This window comes from Bacillus sp. LUNF1, assembly GCF_011008975.1.
GTDB classification, from domain to species: Bacteria; Bacillota; Bacilli; order Bacillales; family Bacillaceae; genus Bacillus; species Bacillus velezensis.
Genome location: NZ_CP048876.1, coordinates 464,526 through 476,788, shown reverse-complemented (window position 1 = coordinate 476,788; position 12,263 = coordinate 464,526). Strand labels below are relative to the sequence as shown.

General features: G+C 46.5%; 15 protein-coding genes. 4 read left to right on the top strand and 11 right to left on the bottom strand.

Annotated elements, in window-relative coordinates:
• Window positions 1-29 precede the first annotated feature (29 nt).
• The 7 genes from G4O42_RS02420 to G4O42_RS02390 form a co-directional block, all read right to left on the bottom strand.
• On the bottom strand, window positions 30-365 hold the full coding sequence (locus G4O42_RS02420; RefSeq protein ID WP_032872980.1) for a hypothetical protein: 336 nt from the start codon (window positions 363-365) through the stop codon (window positions 30-32).
• 94 nt (window positions 366-459) lie between these two features.
• A complete protein-coding gene (locus tag G4O42_RS02415) occupies window positions 460-1,227 on the bottom strand; it encodes an ABC transporter permease (protein ID WP_032872978.1) in 768 nt (255 codons plus the stop codon).
• Window positions 1,220-2,146: an ABC transporter ATP-binding protein gene (locus G4O42_RS02410; RefSeq protein ID WP_032872976.1), complete on the bottom strand. Its 927-nt coding sequence runs from the start codon at window positions 2,144-2,146 to the stop codon at window positions 1,220-1,222. The genes G4O42_RS02415 and G4O42_RS02410 overlap by 8 nt, the downstream gene beginning before the upstream one ends.
• Window positions 2,147-2,247: 101 nt before the next feature.
• A complete protein-coding gene (locus G4O42_RS02405; RefSeq protein ID WP_007410215.1) occupies window positions 2,248-3,297 on the bottom strand; it encodes an AI-2E family transporter in 1,050 nt (349 codons plus the stop codon).
• A gap of 185 nt (window positions 3,298-3,482) precedes the next feature.
• Window positions 3,483-4,739, bottom strand: coding sequence for a C4-dicarboxylate transporter DctP (gene dctP, locus G4O42_RS02400; RefSeq protein WP_032872974.1), 1,257 nt, complete (start codon window positions 4,737-4,739; stop codon window positions 3,483-3,485).
• Window positions 4,740-4,847: 108 nt separating this feature from the next.
• The gene (locus G4O42_RS02395) at window positions 4,848-5,519 is read right to left on the bottom strand and encodes a two-component system response regulator DctR (RefSeq protein ID WP_003156219.1); all 672 of its coding nucleotides are present in this window, start codon (window positions 5,517-5,519) and stop codon (window positions 4,848-4,850) included.
• Window positions 5,494-7,116, bottom strand: a complete 1,623-nt coding sequence (locus tag G4O42_RS02390; RefSeq protein WP_032872971.1) for a two-component system sensor histidine kinase DctS — start codon at window positions 7,114-7,116, stop codon at window positions 5,494-5,496. Before G4O42_RS02390 ends, G4O42_RS02395 begins: the two co-directional genes overlap by 26 nt.
• Window positions 7,117-7,196: 80 nt before the next feature.
• Here G4O42_RS02390 and G4O42_RS02385 point away from each other — a divergent pair, with 80 nt between their 5' ends.
• Both G4O42_RS02385 and G4O42_RS02380 read left to right on the top strand, forming a co-directional pair.
• Window positions 7,197-8,249, top strand: a complete 1,053-nt coding sequence (locus G4O42_RS02385; RefSeq protein WP_032872970.1) for a TRAP transporter substrate-binding protein — start codon at window positions 7,197-7,199, stop codon at window positions 8,247-8,249.
• Window positions 8,250-8,332: 83 nt separating this feature from the next.
• Window positions 8,333-9,154, top strand: coding sequence for a manganese catalase (locus tag G4O42_RS02380; protein WP_014416954.1), 822 nt, complete (start codon window positions 8,333-8,335; stop codon window positions 9,152-9,154).
• Window positions 9,155-9,189: 35 nt separating this feature from the next.
• Here G4O42_RS02380 and G4O42_RS02375 read toward each other — a convergent pair whose 3' ends face one another.
• From G4O42_RS02375 to G4O42_RS02360, 4 genes are all read right to left on the bottom strand, one after another.
• Window positions 9,190-9,549 carry a DUF4937 domain-containing protein gene (locus G4O42_RS02375; protein ID WP_032872968.1) on the bottom strand — a complete coding sequence of 120 codons (360 nt, stop codon included), beginning with the start codon at window positions 9,547-9,549 and terminating at the stop codon, window positions 9,190-9,192.
• The gene (locus G4O42_RS02370) at window positions 9,543-9,884 is read right to left on the bottom strand and encodes a cupin domain-containing protein (protein WP_014304387.1); all 342 of its coding nucleotides are present in this window, start codon (window positions 9,882-9,884) and stop codon (window positions 9,543-9,545) included. The genes G4O42_RS02375 and G4O42_RS02370 overlap by 7 nt, the downstream gene beginning before the upstream one ends.
• 134 nt (window positions 9,885-10,018) lie before the next feature.
• Entirely contained in the window at window positions 10,019-10,390 is a 372-nt protein-coding gene (gene gsiB / locus G4O42_RS02365) for a glucose starvation-inducible protein GsiB (RefSeq protein WP_007609544.1), read from the bottom strand.
• Window positions 10,391-10,489: 99 nt separating this feature from the next.
• Window positions 10,490-11,296: an EcsC family protein gene (locus G4O42_RS02360; RefSeq protein WP_032872967.1), complete on the bottom strand. Its 807-nt coding sequence runs from the start codon at window positions 11,294-11,296 to the stop codon at window positions 10,490-10,492.
• A gap of 166 nt (window positions 11,297-11,462) precedes the next feature.
• Here G4O42_RS02360 and G4O42_RS02355 point away from each other — a divergent pair, with 166 nt between their 5' ends.
• Window positions 11,463-11,828: a DMT family transporter gene (locus G4O42_RS02355; RefSeq protein WP_007609539.1), complete on the top strand. Its 366-nt coding sequence runs from the start codon at window positions 11,463-11,465 to the stop codon at window positions 11,826-11,828.
• Window positions 11,825-12,232 (top strand): DUF5360 family protein, encoded by a 408-nt coding sequence (locus G4O42_RS02350; RefSeq protein ID WP_032872965.1) that lies wholly within the window; start codon window positions 11,825-11,827, stop codon window positions 12,230-12,232. Before G4O42_RS02355 ends, G4O42_RS02350 begins: the two co-directional genes overlap by 4 nt.
• Window positions 12,233-12,263 lie beyond the last annotated feature (31 nt).

The following is a 12,263-nucleotide window of genomic DNA, read 5'->3' as shown; positions in this document are numbered from 1 at the left end:
AAAACGCGCTATTCCATGGAATAGCGCGTTCAGACTGCTTCCGGGCCGCGGTCCTGCTTGAGCCCGAGATAAATCAGCATATATGTGAGATACCCCATCGTCATCACAAGCCCGCCAAAGAAAAAGCTTGAAAAAATCGGCTCTTCAAACGCGGTAACCGCCGCAAGCACGATCCAGCTTGCATACAGGTAGATGATGAAATAACGGAATCCCGTCTTCAATTTATATAAGAGAAACAGCCCCACTGTAGAAAACAATCCCAGCGCAAGTCTGAAATAAACAAGATGTTCGAATTGGAACATGAATGACACAAAGGAAAAACCAAGCAATAACACAATCGGTAATGCGGTAATAAAATTTCTCAAGTGAGCACCTCCGTCATTACCTTTATTATAAATCAAAATAGCATAAATTATTGATTTATCGTGATCTTTTTCACAAAAATGTCATTCCTTTACTTTATACCCGAACATCGCGTTTGCAAAAGCTCCACCAAGCGACGGCTAAGAAGAATACGATATGGATAATGATAATGCCTGCGGAAAATAACGGCGTCATTCCCGCAAACAGCGGTTTCGCCCCGCTCATATATTGCGTCAGGTCAGTATTTGCGAACAGCAGAAAACTTCCCCATTTGTTTTGGAAGAGCGACATAATCGTCACGAGTGATTTTGCGCCGTACAGCACGATAAATGACAAAATGACGGCCGTTGCGCTGTTTCGGAATACAGAAGAACACAACAAGCCAAAACATGCCATCGCAAACGCCTCGACCCAGTTCGTGCCGATTACTTTCAGGGTGTTCATAAGAAGCGTCCCTGATTCAGATGTCACCGACACGCCGAAGAAAGCCATGCCGAACAGCAGAGACAGAACATAGTACGCCGCATACAGGTACAAGCTGACCAAAAATACGGTAATGAGTTTAGATACAAAAATCCGCTCCCGCTTTACCGGGCGGATTAACAAAAATTTGATCGTTTTCTTATCAAATTCAGCGGAAATGATCGTTGCCGCGATCACGATTGTTAACGCCTCAAGCAGAATATTCAGCCCGGGCGCGTACGCCATATAGCCGATGAAATTCTCATCCGTTCCGGAACTGATGACAAGCCGTTTAATGACAAGCGCCATAATAAATTGGAGAACGGCCATCAGAATCAGCGCCACTAATGAGACTTTTCGGTTAAAGAGCTTCATATGCTCATTCGCTGTCAATTTAAACATTCGTCTCCCCCTCCTCTTGAAGCGCCGTCGTCACTTTCATGAATTCATCCTCCAGCGATTCCGCATACGGCATGATGGAATACACGAGAAAGTCTTGTCCGACGAGCGCACGGTTTAATGCCGGGATGTCCTTCTTCGCTACGGTGACGGTAATGCCCCCGCCGTTTTTCTCCGGAGCAAATTGCTGTTGGGACAGCCATTCGAAGGCTTCGTCAGCCGGCTGAATGTCGAGGACGGCTTTTTCTTCTTTTTCCTCAGCGCCGCGCAGAACAACCTCTGTTTTGATCTCACCTTTTTGAATGATGATGACACGGTCGCAAAGGTCCTCCACTTCACGCAATAAATGCGTCGCAAAAAGGATGCTCGTCCCTTCAAGCTCCGCGAGTTCCTTTAAGTGATCGCGGAAATCCTTCATTCCGCCGGGATCAAGCCCGTTTGTCGGTTCATCTAAAATGAGCAGATTCGGACGGTGAAGAATGGCCTGCGCAATCCCGAGACGCTGACGCATACCAAGGGAATACGTTTTAATTTTGTCATGAACGGCGTTTGTGAGCCCGACCCGCTCGATGACTTCCTGAAGCCTGTCCTCTTTGATGTTTTTGTGCATGTTGGCAAAGTGCTTCAGATTTTCCCACCCCGTCAGGTACGGGTAGAATTCAGGATTTTCCACGATCGCTCCGACTGATTCAAGCGCTTTTTCGAAATCAGCATCGTGCTGAAAGCCGTTAATTGTAATCGTGCCGCTGTTTTTCTTTAAAATACCGACGATGATTCGGATAAGTGTGGTTTTTCCCGACCCGTTCGGACCGAGCAAACCGATGATCTCGCCCTGCCTGACATCCATGCTGATGTTTTTTAAAATGTGCTTTTTGCCTATTGTTTTGTCAAGGCCTTCAATATGTAAAATCGGCTCAGTCATACAGCCTTCCTCCTTTTTCACAAAAAATAAACAGTGCCCGTACATAGGCACTGTCTGCATTATAACATTAGTCATATATTCGTGAAGAGCCGGAGCCGACGTTATGTCTTATCCGGGACCGGTCCGTTTTTTTCCTTTTCTTCATTATTGACGACATCCAGAATATCAAGCAGGAACACAAAAATCGGAATTCCGATAATCAAGCCCCAGATACCGAAGAAATGTTCCGAGAAAATCAGAACCGTAAAGGTAAAAAAGATCGGCAGTTCCGTTTTCGCTGACATCAGTTTCGGATTAAGGAAGTACGTCTCAATCGCATGGATGACGAAAATGACCAGCACGATGTAGATGACATACGCTGCGCCGCCCGTCGTATACGCAATGATGCTGAGCGGAATGAGCGAAATCACCACACCCGCCACGGGAATGAGCCCGAGGAAAAAGACCATGATTGAAAGGCCGAACAGCTGCGGAAAATGCAGAATCGCCAATGCGATCAAGGTGAGGATACAGTTCACCAGCGCGATAATAAATTGGGCTTCAAGCACTTTGCCGAATGTTCTCGCAAATTTGCTGCCGAAATAAGCAAGTTCGTAGTAAAAAACAGACAGCTTGCTGTGCTGAAATTTTTTCATAAACTCCGTGAGCCGCTTTTTCTCGAACAGGAAAAACATGCTGAGAATCAGTGACATCACGACCTGCAAACCGAAAGTGCTGATATCGGCCAAGTATGTATACAGTACATTAAAACCTTCTTTTACATAGGAACCGATATTGATATCGCCGAACACGCTCGATATCTCATCATAAAACGGAATGACATCGGGATGATACGCGATGTGCTTGATCTGCTTAATCAGCTGTTCAATCTGCTTGGCAACAATCGGGTAAAAGACAAAGCCTCCGACAGTCGCCCCGACAGCCAGCGCAATATATAAAACGGTGATGACCACCCTCTGGCTGATCCGGAAAAAATGGTTCAACACGTGCCGGATGACAGTCTCCAGCCGATCCATCAGAAAAGTAAAAATAAACGTAAGCAAAATCAAATTAATCATACTTCGGAATACAACTAACACCCCAGTCAAAACAAGAAAAACGGAAAAACGTCTGACACCCGGATGCTGAAAAAATTTAAAAATAGCCGCCATTTATACACTCCTGCTAGGACAAAAAGCCCTTAGATTTCATCTTTCACTCTCTAATTGTAAATTATATAACAAAATGACGCTAAGGTCTTTGTCCACCTCCTAATAAATTTAAACAAATTTATCTTTTTTACTCATGGAGGCCGAAAAAAAGAACGGCATGCCCGATGCATGCCGTTCCTTTCCTTTTATACCGCCGTTTTCATTTCTTTTACGGCCTGTGTGCTTTTCGTTTCGTCAAACTCATTTTCGCTCTTGGCTACGATGATGGTGGCGATTCCGTTTCCGATCAGGTTGACGATCGCCCTTCCTTCACTCATAAAGCGGTCAACGCCGAGGAGCAGCGCCAGTCCCTCCAGCGGGATAACCTGAAGCGCCGATAAAGTGGAGGCAAGTACGATAAATCCGCTTCCGGTTACGCCCGCCGCGCCTTTTGATGTCAGCATCAGCACGAGAATGATCGTAACCTGCTGGCCGATGGTAAGGTCAACACCGAACACCTGCGCCAGAAAAACCGTCGCCATGGACAGATAAATCGAGGTGCCGTCCAGGTTAAAAGAATATCCCGTCGGAATGACAAGGCCGACAACCGATTTGGAACAGCCGTAACGCTCCATTTTATCCATCATCCGCGGAAGGACGGACTCAGAAGAGCTTGTGCCGAGAACGATGAGCAGTTCATCTTTAATAAAACGGAGATAGTTCCACAAGCTGAAACCGAATAGTTTGCAAATGATATTCAAAGCGACAAATACAAACAGGAACATCGTAACGTATACAGACAGCATCAGACTCGCCAGCGGCTTGATGGAATCAAGGCCGAAGTGCCCGATCGTATAGGCCATGGCCCCGAATGCGCCGATCGGCGCCGCGCGCATGATGTAGCCGATGATTTTGAAAAAAACGTGCGACAGTTTATCAAAGAAATCAATAATGCTTTTGCCTCTTTCACCGAGCGCCGCCAGGCCGACACCGAATAAAACAGAAAAGAATAAGACCTGAAGAATGTCGCCTTTTGCGAAAGCGTCAACCATATTTGACGGAACGATGTGAGTGATAAACTCAATCCAGTCAATCCCCTGTCCCCCGTTTTGCGTGTACTGAGAGACATCCCCTTTTTCAAGCTTGCTGTAATCAAGCCCCTCACCGGGTTTCATGATATTGACGACCAGAAGTCCGATAATAAGGGCGATGGTGGTCACGACTTCAAAATAAATAAATGCTTTTCCCCCGACTTTGCCGACTTTTTTCATGTCTCCCATCTTGGCGATGCCAAGCACGATCGTCAGGAATATGATCGGTGCGATAATCATTTTTACCGCATTGATAAATGTATCGCCGAGCGGCTTCATCTGCTTCCCGGCCTCAGGCCACACAAGTCCGACAATGACGCCGATGATCACCGCCGTGATGACCTGCACCGTAAGATTTTTGAAAATTTTCATCCCTACTCCCCCTTGCCTCTCGCTGCGTCTATACGAGAATGATAGCGTTTTCATACGAAGAGGGGAAGCTTATGATCATAACGGACATTTTGGTCTTTTTGGTCTCGGCTAGCGGACGAATTTGTAGCGGTTAACCGGCCGGCCCACTCCCCCGTATTGAATGTCGAGCTTAATCTGGCCGTCTTTCTCAAGAAAATCAAGATAACGCCGCGCCGTCACCCTTGCGATCCCGAGCGCTTTGGCGGCTTCTTCAGCTGAAAGCGGCTCCGTCTGCTGTTTCATATAGGTCAAAATTTCATTCATCGTAAAATGATTTAACCCCTTCGGCAGATCCCTGGACGGATTTTGCGGAATTTTAAGCAGCATGTCAAGCTGCTCTTGCGACATGGTGTCATGCTCTTCAATTTTCCGTTTATATTGTTTATAGTTTTCGAGCGCCTGTCTCATCCGCTCCAGCTTAAACGGCTTCAAAATATAGTCGGCCGCACCGTTTTGCAGCATAAGCTGGATTGTTTCTTTGTCTTTTGCGGCCGAGACGATGATGACGTCCACTTCGAGCTTTTGTTTTCTGATTTCCTGGAGCGTTTTAATTCCGTCTTTTTTCGGCATGTATACGTCTAATACCACGAGCCCGGGCCGCAGATCTTTTATAAGCCTGATTCCCTCGTCTCCGTCAGCGGCCGTGGCGATTACGCTGAACCCCGAAACACCGGTGATAAATTCTTTATTCACCTCCTGCACCATCGGATCATCTTCAATAAGCAGTACCTTGATGTCCATCGAATGATTCCTCTCCCTTCATCGGAAATAAAATAGAAAATGCCGTTCCCTGTCCCTGCCGTGTGTCGACTTCAATGACGCCCATCCCTTTGTCGACGATTTGTTTGACGAGGTACAAGCCGTATCCCGTTCCTCCCGTTTTATTGACGGTAAACCCTTTGTCATAAAGGCGCGGAATGTGCTGATCGGAAATCCCGCTTCCGTTGTCTTCTATTAATATAGCAAGCACCTCATCATTTTGCTCGATACTGATGTCAATATGTTTGTCCTCCGTGTCCGCTGTTTCGAATGCGCCGAACGCATTCTCGATTAAATTGCCGAGCAGGACGACAATGTCATGCTGGTCGACATGCTCCGGAAATGCCGAGAAACTGCTGTTTTCATCAATTTTCACAGAGATGCCAAGCTCTTTTCCTCTTTTGATTTTGCTTAACAGCAGCCCCGCCGCAGCGTCATTCTGAATGGCCTGATGAAGAAAATCGGTGACGCTTTCTTGTTCTGACGATTCCTTAAAAGCAAGCTGGAGCGCTTTTTCTGATTTTCCGAGCTGAATCAGTCCCGCGATGGTGTGAAGCTTGTTCATATGTTCATGATTTTGAACTCTGAGCGCATCGACAAAATTTTTCACACCGGTCAGTTCTTCCGCCATTTTCGCCGCTTCCGTCCTGTCCTGAAAAATGGCGACGGCTCCGATGACCTTCTTTTTCATGACGATCGGAATTCTGCTGCTCATGATCACCTTTCCGCTGACTTGGATTTCTTCATTGTATACGGCTCGGTTCCGCTCGACGATCTCAGGGAGCCGCGAATCTTTTAACACGTCCCAGATCAGCCTGCCATCGGTCTCTTGTCTGACATTGAATATCTGCTTCGCTTTTTCATTAAAAATGGTGATGTGATGCTGGTTATCGATCGCGATGACGCCCTCATTCATTGAATGAAACGTAGCGGTCCGTTCCTCATACATTCTCACGATCTCATGGGGCTCCAGCCAAAACATTTGTTTTTTGATGTGGCGGGCCAGTAAAAAGGAGCCGGCCAGTCCGAACCCGAGCGCCAGCAGAACGATAAACAGTATTTCATGTTTCAGCTGAAGAAGAATTTCACCGAATCCGGGCAGCGCTTTACCGGCCAGAACGACGCCGATCTGATTCAAATCCCGGTCTTTGATGGGATAAAAAGCGCGGACGGCGGTGCCGATCTCTCCCTTTGCTTCGGAAAAATAAATGTGCTCGGCGAACGCCGCGGCTTCGTCCTCACCCCTTGAACGCTTTCCGATCATTGTGCTGACGGGATGCGAATAGCGGATATGATCCATATCCATGACGACGATGTAGTCCGCTTCATTGATGATCCTTATTTCTTCGACCGCATGGCGCACGTCATCCCTTTGTTTTTTCTGCTCGAGGGCGCGTTTGACATCGGTCATCTCAGATACCGTCCGCGCGGTATTCATCAGCCGTTTTTTTAGCTCGCGCTCCTCTGTATGCTGAATATTGCCGATCAGCACGATGCCGACGATCAAAAAGGTAAAAAGCACGACGATATAAGAAAGTATGGTGATTTTCCAGCGGATGGTGAGCTTTTTTTTCGTCATTGGCCTCTTCCTTTCCGTCTCTTTACGAAAACGGCCCGCCCGATTATGCTTGTTATAGAAAATGGCGGAGGGGGTTTTCGATGAAAAGCTTGCTGACTTGTCTCAGCCTGATGGTACTCGGTATCGGAACCGCTTTATTCATCGGCTTTCATGATCATTTCTCAACGGATGAACCGTATTATGATGACGAACAGGAAGGCCTGAAAGATCAAATCGTTTTCAAATTTAGCCATGTCGTTGCTGAAAACACGCCTAAAGGGCGGGCGGCGAATAAGTTTGCCGACCTTGTCTATCAAAAGTCCGGCGGCACCATTAAAGTAGAGGTGTTTCCAAACGGGAGCCTCTATTCAGATAATGAAGAAATAAACGCCCTCCAAAACGGGGACGTGCAATTCATCGCTCCCTCCACCTCAAAGCTCGGATCACTGTCTCCCGAATGGGGTGTTTTGGATCTGCCGTACGCGTTTACAAACTATAAAGCCGTGCAAGAAGGCCTCAACGGCAAAATCGGCACACGCCTGTTCGCTTCATTAGAAAAGCATCATTTGAAAGGACTGGCGTACTGGACGAACGGATTTAAGCAGCTTACGTCAAATAAAGGACCGATCTTCACTCCGGACGATTTGAAAGGACAGGCGCTCAGGATCATGCCGAGCAGCGTGATCGAAGACCAATACCGTCTGCTCGGCGCGCACCCGCGGCAGGATTCCTTTAATTCCACGTTTCAGCTCTTGGAAAGCAATCTTGTAGACGGAGAAGAAAATACGATTTCAAATATCTATTCTAAAAAATTTTATAATGTTCAAGATTATTTGACAATCAGCAATCACGGGTACCTCGGTTATGCCGTGATGACCGACGAGCATTTCTGGAATTCGCAGACAGAAAAAACGAGAGCCATCTTAACGGAGGCGATGAGAGAAACGACGGAATGGAACGAAGCCTCCGCTGAGAAAATGAATAAAGACCAGCTTGAAGAGATAAAGAAGAATTCATCCATTCATATTCATGTGCTGAGCAAAGCGGAAAAGAACACATGGATGCAACGCCTCGACCCGATTTACGGACAATATGAACAGGTGATCGGCCGCGGGCTTGTGCAGGATTTGTTATCCTTGCGCCGCGAGCCTTAGCAGGACCAATACGCCCATCTCCGTTTCATCCCTTTTCCCGCCGGGGAAGTAAATAGGGACAGAGCAAAAAAGGAGATGGAGACATGTTTACACATACGAAAAAACTGCAGCATCCGGCTAAACCGGATCGTCCTGACCCGCTGTTCGCAAAAAAGATGCAGGAAATTTTAGGGGGACAATACGGGGAGATATCCGTCGCCATGCAATATTTGTTCCAAGGATGGAATACACGGGGCAATGAAAAATATAAGGATCTTCTGATGGATACCGCGACGGAAGAAATCGGCCATGTCGAAATGATCGCGACGATGATTGCGAGACTGTTAGAAGACGCCCCGCTGGCAGAGCAGGAAAAAGCGGCTGATGATCCGGTCATCGGGTCCATTTTAGGCGGGATGAATCCGCATCATGCAATTGTCTCAGGACTCGGCGCAATGCCGGAGAGCAGCACGGGCGTTCCGTGGAGCGCAGGCTATATCGTCGCAAGCGGAAACCTTCTGGCAGACTTCCGGGCCAATCTGAACGCCGAATCACAAGGAAGGCTTCAAGTCGCACGCCTGTATGAAATGACCGATGATAAAGGCGTGAAAGATATGCTCAGCTTTTTATTGGCCCGCGATACCATGCATCAAAACCAATGGCTTGCGGCCATTAAAGAATTAGAAGAACAGGAAGGTCCGATCGTTCCTTCCACATTCCCGAAGGCGCTGGAAAAACAGTCATTCTCCCATAAGCTTATTCATTTCTCAGATGGAGCAGAAAGCGCTGAACAAAATTGGCTGAAGGAAACAGCGCCGGACGGAGAACCATTTGAATACGAAAAGGAACCGAAAGCGCACGGCGAAATAGCTAAGCTGGATCCCGTCCCGCCGTATGTCCACAACACGCTTCCCGGACGCGAGTAAAGACAAAGCCCAAAACAAACTGTTTTGGGCTTTCATTATGCCTTCTGAACCGTCCAGTCCGGTTCGTATCGGATGTCCGGGTGATGTAACAGCTCGTGAATGATAGCTTCATCCTCTTCGTACAGCATCACTTCTATTGAAAGAATCGCAGCCTTCTGCTCGATTTCTTCGTATATGCGGTCATGTTCGTTCCCCATAAAATCATCATAGGCCTGTCTGTTCTCCCAAACGCTGATGATCTCTGCGATGAACAGGCCGTCTGCGTTTTTCCGCCACCCGCCGGCCTGTTTGACGAAGCCATTTACACATGATAATGCTCCCCACCTTGACTGTGCTTGCGCAAATGCTTCAGCGTTTGCAGCGTCTGTTTCACATACAATCTTCTTGATCAGCATGACCGTTCCTCTGTGATGACTGTTTTCGCATGCGTATGCTCGACACAGAGATTCACGGTTCTGACGTATGAGCGGGTGCGGTGAATCGTGCCTTTCGGGATGAGCAGGCTGTCATTTGCTTTGAGCACTGCGGTTTCTTTGTCCTTAAAATCGATCAGCAGCTCACCTTCCAGAACGATGAACCATTCATCTGAGTCAGGGTGATGGTGCCAGTCATATTCTCCCGTAAACACTGCGAGGCGCACACAGTGGTCATTGATCTCCGCGATTGAAAAATTGTCGTGTTTTTCTTTGACTTTATTGGCGATAGCGAGCAAATTCAGCATGTCAGACACGAGTGAAAAACCCCTTTTTCATTTTATTGTATCGCAACGGCGGCTCAGATCAAGATTTTCCCAAAATAAAAAGCGATCCAGCTGATGCGCCGGATCGCTTTTGATCTGCAGGTTGTCTGCCTTTTATGCTTTTATTAGCTGCTTCGTCTGTTTCCGCCTTTTTGGCCGATTTCCTTATAAAAATCTTTGTCATGATTTTTGCTTGTTGCTTCTCCGCCTTTTTGGCCGATTTCTTGATAGAAATCCTTGTCATGGTTATTGCTTGTTGCTTCTCCGCCTTTTTCACCGATTTCCTGATAGAATTCTTTGTCGTGATTTTTGCTTGTTGCTTCTCCGCCTTTTTCACCGATTTCCTGATAGAATTCTTTGTCGTGATTTTTGCTTGTTGCTTCTCCGCCTTTTTGACCAATTTCCTGATAGAATTCTTTGTCATGGTTATTGCTTGTCGCTTCTCCGCCTTTTTTACCTGCTTCTTCTCTGCTCATTTTGTTATTATCTTGTGCCATTTTTGAATTCCTCCTTTAATTGGTGTTGGTTGTTGGTTTCCCGATTTCAGAACTGCTAAACAAAGAAAACACATTGAATGTGTTTTCGGGTGGTTTTTATCATTCTGTATCGTGCATGCGTTTTAGAATCCGGCGTTTTTTATAAAGCATGGTGCCTGTTTCCGCGATGCTTTCTAAAGCTGAACGGTTGGCGGACGCGCCGAAGATGATGCCCGCGACCGGAACCATTTGCAGCAGTTTTTTCGCGGCGAACGTATCGCGGTAGCTGTAAACGACTTCCCGCCAGCCTTGGATTTGCGAGGCGACGCGCTGATAGGCGCGGTCGTTTTGATCATATTGCCGTAAATCTTGCAGGATCGCTTTTTTTCCGATGACGTCACTGGATGCAAGCTGGAGCAATTTGACGATAAACACGCGTTCTTTTTTGTCTTTCGGATCAAAGCCGTAAGCAACCGCGATATCCTGCAGCGTCTTTAAGGACAGGCCGAGCATCGCCGGAATGTCTGCCGCCAGCGTGAATACACCGCCGACTCCCGTTGCGGCTCCCTGCACCGTCGCGGCCTTTACGCTTGTACGCGCTATGGCTTCTGCGATTTCGTCCATGACGGCAAGCGGCGCATTGCGGATGTCGTGAAGCGTTTGACATGTACCGTGCGGCAGCCGTTTTTGAAACTTTTTCATGATGCGCTTTTCTGATGTAAGGTACTGTCCGCCTGACTGAATAAACGTTCCCGTTTCATCGAGAATGAGTCCGATTTTCCTCTGAATAAATTGCGGTGTCAGCTTGTCCAAAAGCTGAAACGGCAAGCGGGTGAATGTTTGCCAGAACATCACCCTCTGCTGCGCCTTTTCCCATTTTTGAATGTCTCTCAGTTGTCTTTCCAGGTCTGTCCGCTCTTCTGTCACCCGTCCTGCACGTCCTTTCTGATTTCTTTGTTCATAGTATACCTTTATGGCGTTTTCTTTTTACACCCGGCCGGATTTTTTATCCGGAAAACATTCCATTGTTTAATTTTCTTCAAATTCTATATATTGTATAATTTTGAATAATACGATTGAAGGAGAATGTTGAATGCAATGGATTTATTTAAGTTTAGCGATCATTTTTGAAGTATTGGGTACGGTCAGCATGAAATTATCAAATGGATTTACAAAACTTGTCCCAAGTATTTTATTATTATTGTTTTATATCGGCAGCCTTTGTTTTCTTACTTTGACTTTGAAATATATAAGTGTCTCCATCGCGTATGCGGTCTGGTCGGGAATGGGGATCGTGCTGATTTCCGCGATCGGAATTTTTTTCTTTCATGAACAGTTCTCTGTCATAAAAGCTGTCTCTGTTCTTCTGATCATCATCGGTGTTGTTTCCTTAAACTTTATTTCTGAAAGTGAAACGTCATCAAACGGCATCAGCGTTCATACGGACAGAAACAGATGATGAAAGGGTTAAAGGTTCTCTTCCTCATCACAGATATTGGATTTATCGTTTATTGGATTGTTACTTTTTTTGAGTGGATTCCAAAAAACATGGTGTTTAAAGATTATGATAACGCCATGATAATGGCCTGGAACTGGTCATTCTTTCCCTTAGATATTTTCATTTCGATAACCGGGCTGTACAGCTTGTTTCTTTATAAACGGAAACATGCGTTATGGCGCTCTTTCGCATTAATATCACTTGTGCTGACCTTTTGTTCAGGCCTGCAAGCGATTGCCTTTTGGGTATTTATCGGTGATTTTGATTTTATGTGGTGGGCATTCAATCTGTACTTGCTTCTTTATCCTTTATATTTTATTCGGAAATTGCTGGTCTCTCGTAAAAATAGCTGTCATTCTTTTTGATGAGGCGGTTTTCTTTTTCTTCAGGCGGGAA